The sequence below is a fragment of the Caballeronia sp. M1242 genome (assembly GCF_017220215.1).
Classification (GTDB): Bacteria; Pseudomonadota; Gammaproteobacteria; order Burkholderiales; family Burkholderiaceae; genus Caballeronia.
In genome coordinates this window covers 2,461,309-2,481,508 of sequence record NZ_CP071129.1, presented here as the reverse complement: position 1 = coordinate 2,481,508, position 20,200 = coordinate 2,461,309, and the positions used below count along the sequence as shown (strand labels likewise).

Annotated in this window: 20 protein-coding genes; 7 read left to right on the top strand and 13 right to left on the bottom strand. The window is 64.5% G+C overall.

What is annotated here, in order from left to right; genetic code table 11:
• Positions 1–63: 63 nt before the first annotated feature.
• From JYK05_RS11515 to JYK05_RS11490, 6 genes are all read right to left on the bottom strand, one after another.
• Positions 64–663 (bottom strand): UbiX family flavin prenyltransferase, encoded by a 600-nt coding sequence (locus tag JYK05_RS11515; protein WP_206467100.1) that lies wholly within the window; start codon positions 661–663, stop codon positions 64–66.
• Positions 664–676: 13 nt separating this feature from the next.
• Positions 677–988, bottom strand: a complete 312-nt coding sequence (grxD, locus tag JYK05_RS11510) for a Grx4 family monothiol glutaredoxin (RefSeq protein ID WP_206467099.1) — start codon at positions 986–988, stop codon at positions 677–679.
• A gap of 63 nt (positions 989–1,051) precedes the next feature.
• On the bottom strand, positions 1,052–1,888 hold the full coding sequence (gene prmC / locus JYK05_RS11505) for a peptide chain release factor N(5)-glutamine methyltransferase (RefSeq protein WP_206467098.1): 837 nt from the start codon (positions 1,886–1,888) through the stop codon (positions 1,052–1,054).
• Complete coding sequence (prfA, locus tag JYK05_RS11500) at positions 1,885–2,967, bottom strand: peptide chain release factor 1 (RefSeq protein ID WP_206467097.1); 1,083 nt, start codon at positions 2,965–2,967, stop codon at positions 1,885–1,887. Before prfA ends, prmC begins: the two co-directional genes overlap by 4 nt.
• A 99-nt stretch (positions 2,968–3,066) precedes the next feature.
• Entirely contained in the window at positions 3,067–4,365 is a 1,299-nt protein-coding gene (gene hemA, locus JYK05_RS11495; protein WP_206467096.1) for a glutamyl-tRNA reductase, read from the bottom strand.
• Positions 4,366–4,534: 169 nt separating this feature from the next.
• Positions 4,535–5,347, bottom strand: coding sequence for a galactosyltransferase-related protein (locus JYK05_RS11490; protein ID WP_206467095.1), 813 nt, complete (start codon positions 5,345–5,347; stop codon positions 4,535–4,537).
• A 311-nt stretch (positions 5,348–5,658) separates the two neighbouring features.
• On the opposite strand from JYK05_RS11490, the gene JYK05_RS11485 reads away from it, so the two are divergent.
• The 3 genes from JYK05_RS11485 to JYK05_RS11475 are packed head-to-tail and all read left to right on the top strand — an operon-like array spanning position 5,659 to position 8,448.
• Positions 5,659–5,931, top strand: a complete 273-nt coding sequence (locus JYK05_RS11485; protein ID WP_206467094.1) for a hypothetical protein — start codon at positions 5,659–5,661, stop codon at positions 5,929–5,931.
• Between the two features lie 40 nt (positions 5,932–5,971).
• On the top strand, positions 5,972–7,801 hold the full coding sequence (locus JYK05_RS11480; protein WP_206467093.1) for an aminopeptidase P family protein: 1,830 nt from the start codon (positions 5,972–5,974) through the stop codon (positions 7,799–7,801).
• 23 nt (positions 7,802–7,824) lie between these two features.
• Positions 7,825–8,448 carry an HAD family hydrolase gene (locus JYK05_RS11475; protein WP_206467092.1) on the top strand — a complete coding sequence of 208 codons (624 nt, stop codon included), beginning with the start codon at positions 7,825–7,827 and terminating at the stop codon, positions 8,446–8,448.
• 36 nt (positions 8,449–8,484) lie between these two features.
• Here the strand turns inward: JYK05_RS11475 and JYK05_RS11470 are convergent, their stop codons facing one another.
• From JYK05_RS11470 to ychF, 4 genes are all read right to left on the bottom strand, one after another.
• Positions 8,485–9,609, bottom strand: a complete 1,125-nt coding sequence (locus JYK05_RS11470; protein ID WP_206468287.1) for a DUF748 domain-containing protein — start codon at positions 9,607–9,609, stop codon at positions 8,485–8,487.
• A gap of 136 nt (positions 9,610–9,745) precedes the next feature.
• Positions 9,746–11,413: an energy-dependent translational throttle protein EttA gene (gene ettA, locus JYK05_RS11465; RefSeq protein WP_206467091.1), complete on the bottom strand. Its 1,668-nt coding sequence runs from the start codon at positions 11,411–11,413 to the stop codon at positions 9,746–9,748.
• A 129-nt stretch (positions 11,414–11,542) separates the two neighbouring features.
• Positions 11,543–11,830, bottom strand: a complete 288-nt coding sequence (locus tag JYK05_RS11460) for a DUF3761 domain-containing protein (RefSeq protein ID WP_175946617.1) — start codon at positions 11,828–11,830, stop codon at positions 11,543–11,545.
• 124 nt (positions 11,831–11,954) lie between these two features.
• Positions 11,955–13,049 carry a redox-regulated ATPase YchF gene (gene ychF / locus JYK05_RS11455; RefSeq protein WP_175946619.1) on the bottom strand — a complete coding sequence of 365 codons (1,095 nt, stop codon included), beginning with the start codon at positions 13,047–13,049 and terminating at the stop codon, positions 11,955–11,957.
• A gap of 212 nt (positions 13,050–13,261) precedes the next feature.
• Here ychF and JYK05_RS11450 point away from each other — a divergent pair, with 212 nt between their 5' ends.
• The 4 genes from JYK05_RS11450 to JYK05_RS11435 all read left to right on the top strand — a co-directional run bounded on the left by JYK05_RS11450 (position 13,262) and on the right by JYK05_RS11435 (position 17,922).
• Positions 13,262–14,434, top strand: coding sequence for a UbiH/UbiF family hydroxylase (locus JYK05_RS11450; protein ID WP_206467090.1), 1,173 nt, complete (start codon positions 13,262–13,264; stop codon positions 14,432–14,434).
• A gap of 79 nt (positions 14,435–14,513) precedes the next feature.
• Positions 14,514–15,245 carry a DsbC family protein gene (locus JYK05_RS11445; protein WP_175946624.1) on the top strand — a complete coding sequence of 244 codons (732 nt, stop codon included), beginning with the start codon at positions 14,514–14,516 and terminating at the stop codon, positions 15,243–15,245.
• A 118-nt stretch (positions 15,246–15,363) separates the two neighbouring features.
• Positions 15,364–17,175, top strand: coding sequence for a M61 family metallopeptidase (locus JYK05_RS11440; protein ID WP_206468286.1), 1,812 nt, complete (start codon positions 15,364–15,366; stop codon positions 17,173–17,175).
• A 150-nt stretch (positions 17,176–17,325) separates the two neighbouring features.
• On the top strand, positions 17,326–17,922 hold the full coding sequence (locus tag JYK05_RS11435; RefSeq protein WP_175946626.1) for an FMN-dependent NADH-azoreductase: 597 nt from the start codon (positions 17,326–17,328) through the stop codon (positions 17,920–17,922).
• 60 nt (positions 17,923–17,982) lie between these two features.
• On the opposite strand, the gene JYK05_RS11430 is transcribed toward JYK05_RS11435, so the two are convergent.
• From JYK05_RS11430 to trpC, 3 genes are read right to left on the bottom strand one after another with little or no spacing between them, the layout of a single operon-like run.
• A complete protein-coding gene (locus tag JYK05_RS11430) occupies positions 17,983–18,750 on the bottom strand; it encodes a uracil-DNA glycosylase (RefSeq protein ID WP_206467089.1) in 768 nt (255 codons plus the stop codon).
• On the bottom strand, positions 18,747–19,400 hold the full coding sequence (locus JYK05_RS11425) for a CYTH domain-containing protein (RefSeq protein WP_206467088.1): 654 nt from the start codon (positions 19,398–19,400) through the stop codon (positions 18,747–18,749). Before JYK05_RS11425 ends, JYK05_RS11430 begins: the two co-directional genes overlap by 4 nt.
• A gap of 12 nt (positions 19,401–19,412) precedes the next feature.
• On the bottom strand, positions 19,413–20,198 hold the full coding sequence (gene trpC / locus JYK05_RS11420) for an indole-3-glycerol phosphate synthase TrpC (RefSeq protein WP_206467087.1): 786 nt from the start codon (positions 20,196–20,198) through the stop codon (positions 19,413–19,415).
• Between the last annotated feature and the right edge of the window lie 2 nt (positions 20,199–20,200).

Here is a 20,200-nt window from a genome sequence, read left to right as displayed (position 1 = left end):
TAGCCAGCCGTAGCGAAGATAAACGGCGGCAGAGGCAACGGATTATGTCCGCGGCGTTGGCAATCAGTCGCGCTCGCCGCCCATGCCCGACCACGCGGCCGCAATCGGCTGCGCCATGCCGAACAGGTCGATGACGCGCGCCACGGTGTGATCGACCATTTCATCGATGCTCGCGGGCTTGTGATAGAACGCCGGCAGCGGCGGAAAGATGATGCCGCCCATCTCGGTGACGGCCGTCATGTTGCGCAGATGCGCGAGATTGAACGGCGTTTCGCGCACGAGCAGCACGAGCCGGCGGCGCTCTTTGAGCACGACATCGGCGGCGCGGGTGACGAGGTTGTCGGAGAGACCGTGCGCGATGCTCGCGAGCGTGCGCATCGAGCAGGGCGCGACGATCATGCCGTCCGTCGCGAAGGAACCGGAGGCGATGCTCGCGCCGACATCGCGCACGTTATGCACGACGTCCGCGAGCGCGTTGACGGCGGCTTTATCGAGATCGAGTTCGTGCTGGACGTTGAGCCAGCCCGCGCTCGACACGAGCAGATGCGTCTCGACGCCGCCCAGCCGGCGCAGCGTCTCGAGCAGACGCACGCCGTAGATGGCGCCCGTTGCTCCGGTAATCGCGACGATTAGCCGTCGCTTGGCGGCAGCGGGCGCACTCACTTGCAATACGGCTTTAAGCGGCGGCGAAAAGCTGCTGCAATTCGCCCGACTGATACATCTCCATCATGATGTCCGAGCCGCCGATGAACTCCCCGTTCACGTAAAGCTGCGGAATGGTCGGCCAGTTGGAGAATTCCTTGATGCCCTGGCGAATTTCGTCGTCTTCGAGGACGTTCACCGTCATGATCTGGTCGACGCCGCACGCCTTCAGCACCTGAATGGCGCGGCCCGAGAAGCCGCACATCGGGAATTGCGCGGTGCCTTTCATGAAAAGGACCACCGGATGTTGATCGACGATCTGCTTAATGCGTTCTTGCGTTTCCATGGCGTTCCTGCGAAGAAGGTGAGTCTCGAAATGATAGCGGATTTCGCCTCTCCGGGCTCTCGCTCAGGCCGGCGCGAGGCCGCCGCTGATTCGTTCGATGCCTGCGAGATCGCGCATAGAACGCACGGCTTTGAAGCCGCGCGCGGTTAGTAACTGGCGCACCGCGTCGGCCTGATCGTAGCCGTGCTCGATCCACAGCGCGCCGGTGCGCGCGAGCAGCAAAGGCGCTGTCTCGACGATGACGCGGATCGCCGAAAGCCCGTCGGCCTCGTCGGTGAGCGCGCCGCGCGGCTCGAAGCGCAAGTCGCCTTGCGCGAGATGCGGGTCGTCGCACGCGATATACGGCGGATTACTGACGATCGCGTCGAAGCGCAGCGATGCATCGACGTTCGCGGTCCAGTCGCTTTCGATGAACGTGATCGCGCAGCCCGCGCGTGCCGGATCCAACAGCCGATCGGCGTTGCGCCGGGCGACATCGAGCGCGGCGGGCGAGCGGTCCACGGCAAAGACGCGCGCATCGGGCCGCGCGTGGGCTATAGCGATGGCGATTGCGCCGGTTCCGGTCCCGAGATCGAGCACTCGGGCATCCGGCGTCCCGGCGATGGCGTCGAGCGCCGTTTCGACGAGCAATTCGGTTTCCGGACGCGGAATCAGCACGTCGGGCGTCACGTCGAAGTCGAGGCCGAAGAACTCGCGCTTGCCGGTCAGTTGCGCGATCGGTTCGCCCGCGCCGCGCCGCGCCGCGAGCGCCTCGAACCGCGCGACAGCCGCCGCGTCGAGCGTTTCGGCATCGCGCGTAATCAGCTCGGTGCGCCGCCAGCCGAGCACGTGCGTCAGCAGCACGCGTGTCTCCAGCGCCGGCAGCGGCGAGGCGCGCAGCAAGTCCGCCGCGGTCGTCACTCCGCTTCCCCGAGCGCCGCGAGCAGTTCCGCCTGATGCTCGGACACGAGCGCGCCGATCAGTTCGTCCAGATCGCCGTCCATGATGTATTCGAGCTTGTAGAGCGTCAGGTTGATGCGGTGATCCGTCATGCGCCCTTGCGGGAAGTTGTACGTCCGAATGCGTTCTGAGCGGTCGCCCGAACCGATCAGGCTCTTGCGCGTCGCGGCTTCCTTCGCGTGCTGCTCGTGATACTGCTTGTCCTTGATGCGCGCGGCCAGCACCTTCAGCGCGCGATCCTTGTTCTTGTGCTGCGAGCGGTCGTCCTGACATTCGACGACGATGCCCGTCGGCAAGTGCGTGACGCGCACGGCCGAATCCGTCTTGTTGATGTGCTGCCCGCCCGCGCCCGACGCGCGGAAGGTGTCGATACGCAAATCCGCCGGATTGATGACGACTTCACTGATTTCATCGGCTTCGGGCATGACCGCGACCGTGCAGGCGGACGTGTGGATGCGCCCCTGCGTTTCGGTCGCCGGGACGCGCTGCACGCGATGCCCGCCCGATTCGAACTTGAGCCGCGAATACGCGCCTTGTCCCGCGATCCGAACGATCACTTCCTTATAGCCGCCGAGATCGGAGACGCTTTCGGACATCGTCTCGGCCGTCCAGCGATTGCGCTCGGCGTAGCGCAGATACATGCGCAGCAGATCGCCGGCGAAAAGCGCCGATTCGTCGCCGCCCGTGCCCGCGCGGATTTCGATGAAGATATTGCGTTCGTCGTTCGGGTCCTTCGGCAGCAGCATCGTCTGCAGATCGCTTTCAATTTTCGCCATGCGCTCGCGCGCCTCGCCGATTTCCTCTTCGGCGAAATCGCGCATCGAAGGGTCGGCGAGCAGATCCTGCGCGGTGGCTTCGTCTGTGAGCGCCTGACGCCAGAGCGCGTATTGCTCGACGATCGGGCTGATTTCGGCGTGCTCGCGCGTGAGCTTGCGGTACTGGTCCATGTCGGACGTCACGTCTTCACGACTCAGCAGTTCGTTGAGATCGACCTGCCGTTTTGCAAGCTGGTCGAGCTTGCTTTGCATGCTGGTTTTCATCGGGCGGGAATGACGCGCTCGGGCGTCAGGAAAAACTGCAATCGGAGAAGCTGCCGCGCATCAGACGCGGAGCATTTGAGAATAGCAAAGAGACGGCCGCTAACGGTCCGACGAATCGTTGCCGGCGCCGCCGTGGCGGTAGAAGCCGCTCATCAGGTCGATGAGCTGGTCGCGCTCTTCGCGGCTCGCGCGGTTGAGCGCATGCGTGGGGCCGTGAATGAGCTTGTTCGTGAGGGCTTGCGACAGCGCTTCGAGCACGGCGGCCGGATCGTCGCCACGCGCGAGCATCTTGCGGGCGCGTTCGACTTCGGCGCGGCGCAGCGCGTCGGCCTGCGTGTGCATGTGGCGGATGACCGGCACGATGCTGCGCGCATCCAGCCACTGCATGAAATTGGCGACACGCGTTTCGATGATCGCTTCGGCCTGCGCGACCGCCGCTTGCCGCGACGCATTGCCTTCGCGGACGATGGCGCCGAGGTCATCGACCGTATAGAGGAACACGTCTTGCAGATTGCCGACTTCCGGCTCGATATCGCGCGGCACGGCCAGATCGACCATGAAGATCGGCCGATGCCGCCGCGCGCGCACCGCGCGCTCGACCGCGCCGAGACCGATGATCGGCAGCGTCGACGCCGTGCACGACACGATAATGTCGAACTCGTGCATGCGCGTGGGCAGTTCCGAGAGCGGAATGGCGCGGCCGTTGAAACGCTCCGCGAGCTTTTCGCCGCGTTCGGCGGTGCGGTTTGCGACGACGAGTTCGCGCGGGTTTTGCGCGGCGAAGTGCGTCGCGCACAGTTCGATCATCTCGCCCGCGCCGATGAACAGCACGCGCTGGCTCGAAATGTCTTCGAAGATGCGCTCGGCGAGACGCACGGCGGCGGCGGCCATCGACACGGACTGCGCGCCGATTTCGGTCGTCGAGCGCACTTCCTTCGCGACCGCGAACGTCCGCTGGAAAAGCTGATTCAGATACGTGCCGAGCGCGCCCGCTTCCGACGCGGTACGCACGGCGTCCTTCATCTGGCCGACGATCTGCGTTTCGCCGAGCACCATCGAATCGAGCCCCGACGCGACGCGAAAGGCGTGGCGCACGGCTTCGGACTGCGGCAGCGCGTAGACGTGCGGCGCGAGTTCCGAGACCGGCAGATTGTGGTACTTCGACAGCCACTGGATGGCGGCGTCGCGCGCGGCGGTGTCGTCCGTCGCGCAGTAGAGTTCGGTGCGGTTGCAGGTGGACAGAATGGCCGCTTCGGGCGATGCCTTCGCGAGCGGGCCGAGCCAGACGTCCTTCAACGCGGAAAGGGCGGGCTTGAGCTGTTCGAGCGGAAACGCCACGCGTTCGCGCAAGGCGACAGGCGCAGTGTGGTGATTGATTCCGATCGTGAGGAGCTGCATGTAGTTATGCGTTGGCCCTAAGCCGTTGGCCTTTCAGATAGCCCAATATTATAGCGTTTTACGAATTCGTTCATTTATAGGCGGCATTCGGGGACGGACCGCGGACGGCAGCGCGGGGCTCGTGGAGAATGTCGGCGTTTCCCGCGCGACAATCGACCGCAGTGGACGCTTAATCGAAGTATTTGGCGAGTTCGGCGGCGCGCGCTTCAAGTTCGGGAAGCGGCATGGCGTGCGTTTGCGCGGCGGCTTCGCGGTTTCGCTGCGCGGCGGCGATCGCGTCGTGGCGCGACGTGGCGTCGTGATGCAGATGGAACAACGCGGCCCGCGATTCGGGAATGGAATGCCAGCGCACGCCGAGGCGCGTGGCACGCGTGAGCAGGTCGTCGTCTTCGCCGCCCCAGCCGGTGAAGCGCGGATCGTAACCGCCCACGCGCATGTATTCGGATCGCTTCATCAGCACGATGGCGCCCGGCGTATTTTCGTAGAGCACTTCCATTCCGTCGGGTAAGTCGGATTCCAGATATTCTTCCAGTGCCGCGTAATTCCCCGAGCGGATGAAGTCACTCCGAAAATCGCCGGTGATATTAATGACGCGAAGAAACGGGCATAACGCATCGCTCGCTGTTCCGTCTGTCAAAGAAGCAATGCTGAGCGGCATGTATTCCGGATTGGCGATCATATCCGCGTCGTGGAAGCAGATGATATTGCCGGTGCATAAGCGCGCGCCGAGATTACACAGTTTCGCTTTCGGAAAGGGCCCGTCGTCGTGAATAAAGATATGGCGGATTTTCTCATCCCCGAAACCCGACCAGTGGAAGGTCGGCGTGGCGTCCGCTTCTAGCAGATAGAGCACGTAATCGCAGTAGGCGAGGTCAAGATGGCGCAGCACGCCACGCAGGTTTTCACGCCGCTCCTGCGTCGCGCCGCGGTAGGTCATGATTATTTCGAGACCACCAAGGGAGATCCGCTCGTTTTCACTCATGATGTTTTATAGCGTTAAGAACCCAGATCGGCCTTGCAATTAGCACGGCCGGATTGGATGAAAGAAATGCGGGGCGTATTGATCAATGCAAAGTTGTTGAGTTGATCGGCCCTCCTGAATGTATTTCGGAGTTTAGCACTCGCGCGTCGTTTCATTTTTAGGCATATTCGCAGAAACAAATCGCAGAATCGAATGCAAATGCCGCCTTTTGAGGGCGCTTGCCTTCGCCAACCCGGCCCCCTAAACTCGTTCGCTTACGTCCGGCGCAGCGCGCCGTTCTCCTTCTTCCGAGCCTGTGGAGCAGCATCCCGATGAACTGGATCGGCTTGATTTTTCTGGGCGCGGTCATCGGCGTGGCAGGCTGGTGGCTGCATCCGCTGCGACGGGCGGGGCGCGTCGGTCGCGGCGCTGCGGGGCGCGTGTGGGCCGCGATTGTCGCGGGCATCATCGCCACCGTGGTTGCGCGCATGTTCGGCAATGTCATCGATGTTTATCACGATGGCGAGACGCTCGAATGGTTCGCGTGCACGCTCTTCGCGCTCATCGCCGTGACGGCGACCGTCGGGCTGGCCGCGCGCCGCTAAAGTTTTCGCATCTTAATTCGCCACTTTCGGCAGGTGATTCATGAACGACCGCATCGCACATTCCGCTGTTCCCGATCCTTCGACATTCGCCGCGCGCGTCGGAACGCTTCGCAGCCGAATGGCAGCGGAGCGCATCGACGCCGTTCTCATTCCGTCCGCCGATCCTCACCTTTCCGAATATCTGCCCGAGCGCTGGCAGGGCCGCCAATGGCTGTCGGGCTTTACCGGCTCGGTCGGCACGCTCGTCGTGACGAAAGACTTCGCGGGCGTTTGGGTCGATAGCCGCTATTGGACGCAGGCCGAAGCCCAACTGGCCGGCACCGGCATCTTGCTCATGAAGATGATGGGCGGGCAGCAGACCGCGCCGCATGTCGAATGGCTCGCGGAGAACGTGCCGGCGGGCGGCGTCGTCGCGGTGGATGGCGCGGTGCTCGGCGTGGCGGCGGCGCGCACGCTGGCCGATGCGCTGACGGCGCGCGGCATCACGCTTCGGACAGACGTGGACGTGCTCGAATCCGTCTGGCCCGAGCGTCCCGGCCTGCCGGATGCGCCGGTGTACGAACACGCCGCGCCGCACGCGAGCGTCGGCCGCGCCGAAAAACTGGCGCATATCCGCGAAGCCATGCGCGGCAAGGGCGCGCAGTGGCATATCATTTCGACGCTCGACGATCTCGCGTGGCTCTTCAATCTGCGCGGTGCGGATGTCAGCTACAACCCGGTGTTCGTCGCGCATGCGCTGGTCGGCCTGGACGACGCCACGCTTTTCGTCGCCGAAGGCAAGGTGCCCGACGCGCTGAAGGCGGCGCTCGCCCGAGACCACGTGCGCGTCGCTCCGTACGCGGACGCCATGCAGGCGCTCGCCTCGTTGCCGGCCGGCTCGACGCTGCTCATCGATCCGCGCCGCATCACGCACGGCCTGCTGGAGAAGGTGCCGTCGGCGGTGAAGATCGTCGAAGCGGTGAATCCGTCGACGTTCGCGAAATCGCGCAAGACCGCGGCGGAGGCCGAGCATATTCGCGCGACGATGGAGCAGGACGGCGCGGCGCTTGCAGAATTCTTCGCGTGGTTCGAAGACGCGCTGGGGCGCGAGCGCATCACGGAACTGACCATCGACGAGAAGCTCACGGCGGCGCGCGCACGGAGGCCGGGCTTCGTGACGCTGAGCTTCGGCACGATCGCGGGTTTCAATGCGAACGGCGCGATGCCGCATTACCGCGCGACGGAGGCGTCGCATTCCGTGATCGAAGGCAACGGACTGCTGCTGATCGATTCCGGCGGTCAATATGTAAGCGGCACGACGGACATCACGCGCGTCGTGCCCGTGGGCGAGATCACGCCTGAGCACAAACGGGATTTCACGACGGTGCTCAAAGGCACGATTGCGCTTTCGCGCGCGCGCTTTCCGCGCGGCATTCGCTCGCCGATGCTGGATGCCATCGCCCGCGCGCCGATCTGGGAAGCGGGCGCGGACTATGGTCACGGCACGGGCCACGGCGTCGGCTACTTCCTGAACGTGCATGAAGGACCGCAAGTGATCTCGCACTACGCGCCCGCCGAGCCGTGGACGGCCATGGAAGAGGGCATGATCACGTCGATCGAGCCGGGCATCTATCGCCCGGGCAAGTGGGGCATCCGCATCGAAAACCTCGTGCTGAACCAGAGCGCGGGCAAGACCGAATTCGGCGATTTCCTCTCGTTCGAAACGCTGACGCTGTGCCCGATCGACACGCGCTGCATCGACATGTCGCTCATGCGCGAGGACGAACGCGCGTGGCTCAACGCGTATCACGAGACGGTGCGGCGGCGCGTGTCGCCGCATGTGGAGGGCGCGGCGAAGGCGTGGCTGGAGAAGCGGACGCAGGCGGTTTGAGACCAGAACAGGAGCAGCGTGCAATGACCATCAAAGCAGTCGTGTTCGATTTCGGCGGCGTGCTGATCGACTGGAACCGGGACTATCTGTACAAGCAGCTGATCCCCGACGAAGCCGAGCGCCGCTGGTTCCTGGACAACGTCTGCAAGATGGACTGGGTCATGCAGCAGGACGGCGGGCAAAGCGTGGAAGAGGGGACGGCCGAGCTCGTCGCGCAGTACCCGGAACACGAGCCGCTGATCCGCGCGTTCTATGCGCGCTGGCACGAAATGGTGGCAGGCGTGCTGGAAGAAGGCGTTACGCTCGTCGACCGGCTCGATGCGGCCGGCGTGCCGCTTTTCGGGCTGACGAACTGGTCGGCAGAGACGTTTCCGTACGCGTGGGAACGCTTCGACGTGCTGCGGCGTTTCAGGGAAATCGTGGTGTCGGGGCGCGTCGGGCTGGTGAAGCCCGATCCGCAGATTTTCGCGCTGATGCGCGCGGAAATCGAAAAGCATCTGCCGGGCATCCAGCCGCACGAACTCGTTTTCATCGACGACAACGCCGCCAACGCGCAAGCCGCGACGGATCTCGGCTGGCACGGCGTGCATCACACCGGCGCGCAGGAAACGGAAGCGAAGCTGCGCGCGCTGGGCGTTCCCGTCTGAGCCAATCCCGCTCCGAGCGAAGCAAACGGCGGCGCGCTACTGCCCCAGTAGGTTCTTCAGCGCGTTGCCGATTCCCTTCACCGTTTCGCCCGCGCCCTTCGCCACGCCTTCGGCGCTCACGCCGAGCGCCTTCGCGAAGCCGGCCGCGAGCTTCTTCGACAGACTCTCCGAGAGCGAGAACTTCGGATCGCGCAAGTCGCCTTCGAGCACGAAGTCGAGCTTAATTTCCTCTTTGCGGTCCTTCAGCGCGGCGATCGCTGCTTTCGTCGGAATGGAGAGAAAAGTGTCGAGCGGACTGTCGCCGTCGCTGATCTGCAAGTGGTTCAGCGTGAGCGTTCCCGGCGCGTGGATGCGGTAATCGCGGACGTTCGCGTCGATGGTCATGTCGATGGTCCCCCCCGTCACCGCTGCCTTCGCGCCGGCTTTCTTCAGCAGGTACGGATCGAGCATCGAAATATCGACGCTGCGCAGCATCGCGTGCGTTTGTGAATCCTTGTTCGCGATGACCATCCAGCCGCCCCACGAAACGGCGCCCGTGTGCGACGGACCTTTGATCGAGCCGTTCATCGACAGCGCGGTGCGGTCGGTCAGCGCGGGCAGATGCAAATGGTCGATGGTCGCGCGCGCGTCGCTGATCAGCACGCGATACGGCGGCTGCCGCACGGAGGCATCGAAGAACTCCATCGCGCCGCGCTCGAACGACACACGGTCGATCAGCTTCTCCTCCTCCGCGTGTTGGGCGGCTTTGTCGCCGGGCTTCGCGTCGGCTTCGCGCGCCGTTTCCTTGAGGCCCGGCAGCACGCGCACGCGGCCATCGGCGGAACGGGCGATCGAAAGGTAATAGTTGTCGACGCTGACATCGCGCAAGTGAACGCGGTTCGACAGTGCCGCGCGCATGTCCACGTCGAGCACGATGCGCTCGGCGCGTAACGCGTCGCTTGTCGGCCAGTCATGCGGGCCGCGCAGCCGCACACGCGAGAGCGTGATGTGTCCGAAGCCGACATCGATTTCATCGACGGAACCGTTCGGCCCGAGCGTCTCGCGGATGCGCTCCTTCATCTGATGCGCGACGAAGAACCAGCCGCCGACCGCCACGACGACGAGCGCCGCGACGATTCCCATTGCCCACCGCGCTCCCCGCTGCGCGCGCCGTCCCGCCATCTGATGCGTCTCCATTTTTGGGCGTTATCGTGCCGCCAAAAACAGAAATGGCGACGGTCGCTAGACGGTCGCCATTTTCGGAGCCGATGTCGGTGCGCGCGCCCGCATTAGGCGCGCTTTGCCGCTCATCGCATGATTAGCGCGTGATCGGCTTGTACCGCAGACGCTTCGGCTTCGCGGCTTCTTCGCCCAGACGCTTGCGCTTGTCGGCCTCGTATTCCTGATAGTTGCCGTCGAAGAATTCGACGTGCGATTCGCCTTCGAACGCGAGAATGTGCGTCGCGATGCGGTCCAGGAACCAGCGGTCGTGCGAGATGACCATCACCGAGCCGGCGAATTCGAGCAGCGCGTCTTCGAGCGCGCGCAGCGTTTCGACGTCGAGGTCGTTCGACGGTTCGTCCAGCAGCAGCACGTTGCCGCCCGCGATCAGCGTCTTGGCGAGATGCAGCCGCCCGCGCTCGCCGCCCGAGAGGTTGCCGACCAGCTTCTGCTGATCGCTGCCTTTGAAGTTGAACCGGCCGATATACGCACGCGACGGCGTTTCGTACTTGCCGACCGTCAGCACATCCGCGCCGCCGGAGATTTCCTCGAAGACGGTCTTATCGGCGGCGAGCGCGTCGCGGCTCTGATCGACATAGGCCAGCTTGACGGTCGGCCCCATGATGATCTCGCCCGAATCCGGCTGCTCGCGGCCGGTCAACATGCGGAACAGCGTCGATTTACCCGCGCCGTTCGGCCCGATGATGCCGACGATCGCGCCCGCCGGAATCTTCATGCTCAGGTTGTCGATGAGCAGACGATCGCCGTACGCCTTGCTCACGTTCTTGAACTCGATGACTTCGTTGCCGAGCCGATCACCGACCGGAATGAAGATTTCCTGCGTCTCGTTGCGCTTCTGGTATTCCTGGCTATTGAGTTCCTCGAACCGCGCGATACGCGCCTTCGACTTCGCCTGGCGTCCCTTCGGATTCTGGCGCACCCACTCCAGTTCTTTCTTAATCGCCTTCTGGCGCGCGGATTCGCTCGCTTCTTCCTGCTTGAGGCGCTCTTCCTTCTGATCGAGCCAGCTCGAATAGTTGCCTTTCCACGGAATGCCGTGGCCGCGGTCGAGTTCGAGAATCCATTCGGCGGCGTTGTCGAGGAAGTATCGATCGTGCGTCACGGCGACGACGGTGCCCGGATAACGCGTCAGGAACTGTTCGAGCCATTCGACGGATTCCGCGTCGAGGTGGTTGGTCGGCTCGTCGAGCAGCAGCATGTCGGGCTTTTGCAGCAGCAGCTTGCACAGCGCGACGCGACGCTTTTCGCCGCCCGACAGATGTTCGATTTTCGCGTCCCACGCCGGCAGGCGCAGCGCGTCGGCGGCGACTTCGAGCTGCTGCTCGGGACTGCCGCCGTCGCTCGTCGCGAGAATGGCTTCGTACTTCGCCTGCTCGGCGGCGAGCTTGTCGAAGTCGGCGTCGGGCTCGGCGTACGCGGCGTAGATCTCGTCGAGCTTCTTCTGCGCCTGGAACACATCGCCGAGACCTTCCTCGACAGCCTGACGCACGGTCTGCTGCGGATCGAGCTGCGGCTCCTGCGGCAGATAACCGATGTTGAGATTGGGCATCGGCTGCGCTTCGCCTTCGATGTCCTTATCGACGCCCGCCATGATCCGGATGAGCGTGGACTTGCCCGAACCGTTCAGCCCGAGCAGACCGATCTTCGCGCCGGGAAAGAACGAGAGGGAGATGTCTTTCAGAATCTGACGCTTCGGCGGCACGATCTTGCCGACGCGGTTCATGGTGAAGACGTATTGGGCCATGGTGTGCGTGATGTGAGTGAGGGGATGAACGCGGCGCCTGAACGGGCCCGCGATTCGGTATTCGATGGAAGCCAGCGCGGAATGACGCACGCGCCGGGTTGCGTGTCATTGTACTTCGGGCGTGCGCCGCTATTCCCAGCGCGCGACGCCCCCATGCCGCGAACACGTCCCGCTGTGATGCTGGCTGAAGCTGTAGGTTCCGTCGCGGCATTGCGCGCTTGCGCCTTCGGGAACGGCGCCCGAACGCGAGCGGGCGGGGGAGTGGATGACGTTGCCGTCGTGGTTGCGGTAGTGGCGGTGGGAATCGAGGTCGGATTCGTTCGGTTGCTGCGGGCTGTAATAAGCATGGGCGGGCGCGCACGTCAGTGCGATCACGCAACCCGCTACGAACGCGCCGATTCGTGAATGTCTCTTCATCTTCTTGTGATCTCTCGTTGTGGTCTTCGGCGGTCTTCGCCGCCGTCCGCCCATGAAAAAAGCGGAGCGCCATTTTTCAGGCACTCCGCTTTTCGAATCAAGCCGTTGTGACGACTTTTGACGCTCAGACGTTGAACAAGAAATTCATCACATCCCCGTCCTGCACGACATATTCCTTCCCTTCCGCGCGCATTTTCCCGGCTTCCTTCGCGCCTTGCTCGCCCTTGAACGCGACGTAGTCATCGAACGAGATGGTCTGCGCACGGATGAAGCCGCGCTCGAAATCTGTGTGGATGGCGCCGGCCGCCTGGGGCGCCGTATCGCCGATGTGAATCGTCCACGCGCGGACTTCCTTCACGCCGGCCGTGAAGTACGTCTGCAAGCCGAGCAGTTTGAAGCCCGCGCGGATGACACGGTTCAGCCCCGGCTCGTCCATGCCCATGTCGGCGAGGAAATCCTGTTTGTCGGCATCGTCCAGATCGGCGATTTCTGCTTCGATCGCCGCGCACACCGCGACCACCGGCGCGCCCTCGGCTTCCGCGTGCTTGCGCACGGCGTCGAGGTACGGATTGTTCTCGAAGCCGTCTTCCTTCACGTTCGCGACGTACATCGTCGGCTTGGACGTGATGAGGCAGAACGGCTTGATGAGCGCCTGCTCCTCGTCGGTCAGCGAAAGCGCCCGCACCGGCTTCGCCTGATCGAGCTGCGCGCGCACTTTGTCGAGCACCGCGACGAGTTTCGCCGCTTCCTTGTCGTTGCCCGATTTCGCCGCTTTCGAATAACGCGTGAGCGCCTTCTCGACTGTGGCGAGGTCGGCGAGCGCGAGTTCCGTGTCGATGACTTCGATGTCCGCGAGCGGATCGACCTTGCCCGCGACGTGAATCACGTTTTCGTCTTCGAAGCAGCGCACGACGTGCGTGATCGCATCCGTTTCGCGGATGTTCGCCAGAAACTGGTTGCCGAGGCCTTCGCCCTTGCTCGCGCCCGCGACGAGACCCGCGATATCGACGAACTCGACGACAGCCGGCAGGATGCGCTCGGGTTTCACGATCTCGGCGAGCGCCTGAAGGCGCGCGTCCGGCACTTCGACGACGCCGACGTTCGGCTCGATGGTGCAGAACGGATAGTTCTCGGCGGCAATCCCCGCCTTGGTCAGTGCATTGAAAAGCGTGGACTTGCCGACGTTAGGCAAGCCGACGATGCCGCATTGGAGGCTCATGGAATCCTTCGAACTGGTGAGACGGCGCTTCGCCGCGCGGGGTTCGTCAAACGATGCGCGCCGGGCGGCGACAAGAGGGTCCGCCAGCGCAGCGGCCGCTCGGGCGGCCGGACAAACCGCTATTGTACCGCCGGGCCGGGCCGGCGTTTCCGCCGACTCGTCCTTTGAGCAAGCGCCAAAACCCGCGCAACCCTCGCAGCTATAATGCCCGCATGACTTCGCATCCCTTGACCTTTCACGCGGTCGTCGTCGGTGGCGGGCTTGTCGGCAAGACCGCCGCGCTCGCGCTCGCCCAGTCCGGCCGGCGCGTCGCGCTGCTTGCGCCGCCCGCAGCCGGTCTGCCGCCCGGCGCCGTCTTCGATTCGCGCATCTACGCGTTGTCGTCCAGTTCGGAGACGCTGCTCGAACGACTGCGCGTGTGGCAGGCGCTCGATCGCTCGCGGCTCGGCCCGGTGTTCGACATGCGCGTGTTCGGCGACACGCACGCCGAACTGCACTTCTCGGCGTTTCAGGCTTCGGTGCCGCAACTCGCGTGGATCGTCGAATCGACGTTGATCGAACAGGCGCTCGACGCCGCCTTGCGCTTCCAGCCGAGCCTTTCGTGGTTCGAGGCGCGCGCGCAGGGCATGACGATCGACGACGACGCCGCGCACGTCACGCTGTCGAGCGGCGAAACGCTGGAAACGGACCTGATCGTCGGCGCGGACGGCGCGCATTCGTGGGTGCGCGCGCAAATGGGCGCGAAGATGCATCGCCGCGATTACGGTCAAACGGGCGTCGTCGCGAACTTCAAGTCCGAGCGGCCGCACGGCGAAACCGCATATCAATGGTTCCGCGATACCGAAATCATCGCGCTGTTGCCGCTTCCGGGCGATCATGTGTCGCTCGTCTGGTCCGCGCGCACGGAGCACGCGGACGAACTGCTCGCGCTCGATCCGGCGCAACTGGCCGCGCAAGTCGAAGCGGCTACGCAAAACACGCTCGGCGCGCTCGAATGCGTGACGCCCGCGCAGGGCTTTCCGCTCGGGCTGCAGACGGTGGACCGGCTCGTCGCGCCGCGCGTGGCGCTCGTCGGCGATGCCGCGCATCTCATTCATCCGCTGTGCGGGCAGGGCATGAATCTCGGCCTGCGCGATGTCGCCACGCTCGCCGATGTCATCGCGAACAAGGAAGCCTTCCGCGATCTCGGCGACCCGATTCTGCTGCGCCGCTACGAGCGCGCGCGCCGCGAAGACATACAGAAGCTGACGATCGTGACGGACGGCATGCAGCGCCTGTTTTCCGCGCCGGGCACGTTCGCGCAGGCGATTCGCAATACCGGCATGGCGCTCGTCGGCGCCCAGCCGCTCGCCAAGCGCTGGCTCGTCTCGGCGGCGCTCGGGTGACGCGTCGAGTTCAACGGTTCAACTCACAACATCAAGGCGGGCGCGGTCGTTACGCGTCGCCCCATCATCGGGAAACGGCATGAAAACAACTCTTCGCCTTGCTCTCGCCGCGGCAGCCACGCTCGCCGCGACGCTCGGCCTCGGCTGCTCGGCGCAGGCCGATCAAACCACCGACAAGCTCAAATCGACGCTCGAAGCGCGCATGGGCGAAGCGACCATCAAGAGCATCGACAAGACGCCGATTCCGGGGCTCTACGAAGTGAACCTCGGCACGCAGATCGTCTATAGCGACGCGACCGGCAACTACGTGATGGTCGGCGATCTCGTCGACACGCGCAGCAACAAGAATCTGACCGAAGCGCGGCTTTCCGAGACCAACAAGATCGACTTCGCGAAGCTGCCGTTTGAGAACGCGGTGAAGGTCGTCAAAGGCAACGGCAGCCGCAAGATCGCGGTGTTTTCGGATCCGAACTGTCCGTATTGCAAGCAGCTCGAATCGTCGCTGAAGTCCATCGACAACGTGACCGTGTACACGTTTCTGTATCCGGTGCTGTCGCCGGATTCGACCGAGAAGTCGAAGTCGATCTGGTGCTCGAAAGATCGCGCGATGAGCTGGGAAAGCTGGATGCTCGACCGCAAGCCGCCGACCACCGCCGGCACGTGCGACACCGCCGCGATCGACAAGAACCTGAAGCTCGGCCACGCGATGAACGTCTCCGGCACGCCGACGGTGTTTCTCGCGGACGGCCGCCGTCTGCCGGGCGCGGTGCCCGCCGACCGGCTGGAAAAGGAAATCTCGGCCGCGCACTGATCGCGGCCCGATCTGGCAAGAGGAGGCGTGAGGGCGCCTCCTTTCGTTTTACGGCTCGCCATTGCGCATCCGGCGCAATGAAGCAACGCTCAGAACAAGAACAAGGACGACTATGGCAATGACTCCGCTCACGCAACCGGTGCGCTACAGCATCGTTCCGAAGAACCCGGCGGCGCATCTGTTCGAAGTGACGCTCACCGTCGCGCAGCCCGATCCGGCTGGACAGCGGTTCCTGCTGCCGGTGTGGATTCCCGGCAGCTACATGATCCGCGAATTCGCCCGCAATATCGTGACGCTGCAGGCGTTCAACGCGGCCGGCCGGCGCGTCGCCATCGAAAAGACGGACAAGCACGCGTGGCGAGCCGCGCCAGTCGACGGCCCGATCACGCTGCGCTACGAAGTCTATGCGTGGGACATGTCGGTGCGCGCCGCGCATTTGGACGATACCGTCGGATTCTTCAACGGCACCAGCGTCTTTCTCGCGGTGGAAGGGCAATCGAGCGCGCCGTGCGTCGTCGATATTCAGCCGCCGCCCGGCGGCGCGCACCGTAACTGGCGCGTCGCGACGGCGCTCGCCGAATCTCGCGGAACGAAGCGCTACGGCTTCGGCAGCTACGAAGCGGCGAACTACGACGAACTGATCGACCATCCCGTCACGCTCGGCGAATTCGCGCTCGGCAACTTCACCGCGCACGGCGTGAAGCACGACATCGTGATCGCGGGGCGCGTCGTCGCGCTGGACATGCAGCGGCTCGCGGCGGACCTGAAGCGCGTGTGCGAAGCGCAGATCGCGCTCTTCGAGCCGCGCACGAAGAAAGCGCCGATGGACCGCTACGTGTTCATGACCGTCGCCGTCAGCGATGGTTATGGCGGGCTGGAGCACCGGGCATCGACGGCGCTGATCTGCAATCGCACCGACCTTCCGGTGCAGGGCCGCCCGGAAATGACGGACGGCTATCGCACGTATCTGGGCTTGTGCAGCCACGAGTACTTCCATACGTGGAACGTGAAGCGCATCAAGCCGGCGGCGTTCGCGCCGTACGACTTGTCGCAGGAGAATTACACGTCGCTGCTTTGGCTTTTCGAGGGCTTCACGTCGTATTACGACGATCTGATGCTCGTGCGCAGCGGTCTCATCGGCGCGGGCGATTATTTCTCGCTGCTCGGCAAGACCATCGGCGGCGTGCTGCGGGGCAGCGGGCGGCTCAAGCAATCGGTCGCGCAGAGTTCGTTCGATGCATGGGTCAAGTACTATCGCGCCGACGAAAATGCGGCCAACGCCATCGTCAGCTATTACCAGAAGGGATCGCTGGTCGCGCTGGCGTTCGACTTGTCGATTCGCGCGCAGACCGAGAACCGCAAGTCGCTCGATGACGTGATGCGGCTGCTCTGGCAGCGATACGGCCGCGACTTCTACAACGGCAAGCCGCGCGGCATCCGCGAGGAAGACGTCGAGGCGCTGTTTGCGGAGGCAACCGGCGCGGACCTGCGCGCGCTCTTTCGCGATGGCGTGCGCGGCACGCGCGATCTGCCGCTCGATGCGCTGCTCGACCCGTTCGGTATCGCGCTCGCGCCCGACATGCCGACCAACGGCACGGCCGGCAAGCCGTCGCTCGGGGCGCGGGTGCGCGGCGGCGCGGAATGCACGCTCGCGGTCGTTCATGACGGCGGCGCGGCGCAGAAGGCGGGACTGTCGGCAGGCGACGTGCTGGTGGCCATTGACGGCCTGCGCGTCACCGGGTCGAATCTGGACGCGCTGCTGTCGCGCTATCTGCCGGGCGCGAGAATCGAGGTGCACACGTTCCGCCGCGACGAACTGCGTCGCACTGAAGTCAGGCTCGACGCGCCGGAAGTGTCGCGCTATGTGCTGACCGCGATGGACGGCCGCGGTCCGTCGAAGCAGTGGCGCGAGCGCTGGCTGAAAGGCTGAACGAAAGAGGCGGCGCACGTCGGAGGATTGTTCTACCGATGCAACGATCCTTCACGGCCGCGCCGCTTTTTCCCGAACGTCGAAAATTGAAGAATGCTTCCTAACGCGGGCGCAGTTGCCGCCCGCTCCCCACTCAGGAAGGAAGCCATCATGACGACGATTCTGCAAATCAATTCCGCCGCGCGTTCGCAAGGCGCTCAGTCGACGCTGCTCGCCGACGAACTCACCGCGAAACTGCAACAAAGCAATCCGGGCGCGAAGATCGTTGTGCGCAATCTGCTCGCCGACAACCTGCCGCACCTCGACGACGCCACGCTAGGCGCGTTCTTCACGCCCGCCGACAAGCGCACGCCCGAGCAGGCCGCCATCGACGCGAAGAGCATCGCGCTGATCGAAGAACTGCAGGCGGCGGATATCGTCGTGATCGCGGCGCCGCTGTACAACTTCGGCATTTCGTCGCAACTGAAGGCGTACTTCGACCAGATCGCGCGGGCCGGCATCACGTTCCGCTACACGGCGAACGGTCCGGAAGGTCTCGTGAAGGGCAAGAAGGTGTTCGTGGTATCGGCGCGCGGCGGCAAGTATGTCGGCACGCCGCATGACTCGCAGACGCCGTATCTGAAGTCGTTCCTCGGCTTCCTCGGCATGACGGATGTCAACTTCATCTACGCCGAAGGCCTGAACATGGGCGCGGACGTGGCCGGCACGGCGCTGGCGCAAGCGCGCGAGGCGATCGCGGCGCTGTAAGCGGCTTCTAGAGCCGCCGATAGTCAAAGCCCGCTGCGTCGTTCGACGCAGCGGGCTTTTTTATGCAGGCGGCAAGCGCCAGTCGATCGGCGCTCGTCCGTGTTCGACGAGATACGCGTTCGCCCGCGCGAAATGCCCGCAGCCGAGAAACCCGCGATGCGCGGAGAGCGGCGACGGATGCGGCGCTTCCAGCACGCAGTGCGCCTTGCCGGTGCCCTCGATCAACCCGCGCTTGGCCTGCGCGTGCGCGCCCCACAACATGAACACGAGTCCGTCGTGCCGCAGCGCCATCTCGTGGATGAGCGTGTCGGTGCATTGCTCCCAGCCGCGCTTGGCGTGACTGCCCGCCTTATCGCGCTCGACCGTGAGCGACGTGTTCAGAAGCAGCACGCCTTGCTTCGCCCAGGCATCGAGACAACCATGCGACGGCGCCGCGAACCCGAGACTCGCCTGAATCTCCTTGAAGATATTGCGCAGCGACGGCGGCGGCCGCACCGGCGCGGGCACCGAAAACGCGAGGCCGTGCGCTTGCGGCGCGCCCTTGTCTTCCCCGTGATACGGGTCCTGGCCGAGAATGATGACCTTGACGTCGCCGGGGTGCGTCAGACGCAGCGCGCGAAAAACGTCGGCGGGATAGACGGTCTTGCCGGCGGCGCGCTCCGCATCCACGAACGCGCAGAGCGTCGCATAGCGCGGGCTTTCGATGAACGGCATCAAATGCCGCCGCCAATCGGCGGGCAGCGCGTCGAACTGGCTTTCGAGCGTGGTGAACGCGGGTGCGTCCATCGCGCCTTCCGGCTCGGCAAACAGGGAAGGCTGGCGATTCATGCTTCGGCGTCTTGAATACCGCTTTGTGGCTGCTCGCGCAGCCGGTAGCCGCGCTGCGCCTTGCTCAGATCTTCGGGAACGAGTTCCGGAAACGCGCCGCGCACTTCGGCGGAGAGCGTTTCCAGCGCGTGTTCGTTACCCGACTTCAACTCGAATTCCAGTTCACTGATTTCCGCGCGACGTGTTTCGCCGTCGACATCCGCCGTCACTTCGCCGAGGTCGAGCGCCACTTCGATCTGCGCGCCCTCATGCTCGACGTCCCACACGATGCGCCGGTAGTCCGTGCGAAACAGCGCGACCAGCTCCGGCGCGGCGGCTTTGAGCGCCTCGCGGGCGGCTTCGTCGTCGCAGGCGGCGAGCAGCGCGTCGATTTCGAGCGCCTCGCCTTTCACCGGCATTTCCCACTCGTGGCGGCTGTGCATGCCCGCGCGCGATTCGCCGAGCGTCTTGTACGTCTGCAGCCATTCGTCCGGCGCGCGGCGCAGGCGCAGCGCGGCCTTGGCCTCGGCGAGCGCGAGCTGAGGCGTGTCGAAATACACGTTGCCCAGATCGAACGGCCTGCCCGCGCCGGCGCGTTGGTCGAAGAAACGCGCCACGTCGTCATGCTGCGACGGCGGCAGCGCCAGCTTGATTTCGCGTTCCATTGCCACGATGCAGTCCGGTTAAAAGAACATGCGGGCGAGTTCAGCGCCCGGGTCGTCGGCGCGCATGAACGCCTCGCCGACGAGGAAGGTGTCCACGCGCATCGCGCGCAGCCGCTCGACGTCGAGACGCGAGAGAATGCCCGATTCCGTCACCACGATACGGTCGTCCGGCATGGATTCGAGCATGCCGATGGTCGTGTCGATCGTCGTCTGGAACGTGCGCAGGTTGCGATTGTTGATGCCGATGAGCGGCGTCTTGAGCGTGAGCGCGTCGCGCAGTTCGTCGGTGTCGTGGACTTCGACGAGCACGGCGAGACCGAGCGAATGCGCGTACGCTTCCAGGTCCTGCATCTGCGAGAGTTCCAGTGCTGCTGCGATCAGCAAGATGCAGTCCGCGCCCATCGCGCGGGCTTCGATCACCTGGTAAGGATCGACGATGAAGTCCTTGCGCAGCACCGGCAGGCTGCACGCGGCGCGCGCTTCTTCCAGATACGCGACGCTGCCTTTGAAGAACTGCACGTCGGTGAGCACGGACAGGCACGCGGCACCGCCTTTTTCGTACGAACGCGCGATGTCGGCGGGCACGAAGTCCTCGCGTATCACGCCTTTCGACGGGCTCGCCTTCTTCACCTCGGCGATCACCGCGGCTTGTCCGGCGGCGTGCTTCGCGCGCAATGCGCCGACGAAATCGCGCAGGTCACGCGCGCTCGCTTCGAGCTTCAGCTCTTCGAGCGGCGCGCTCTGTTCGGCGGCGCGAACTTCCTCGCGCTTGACCGCGATGATGCGATCGAGAATGTCGCTCATGA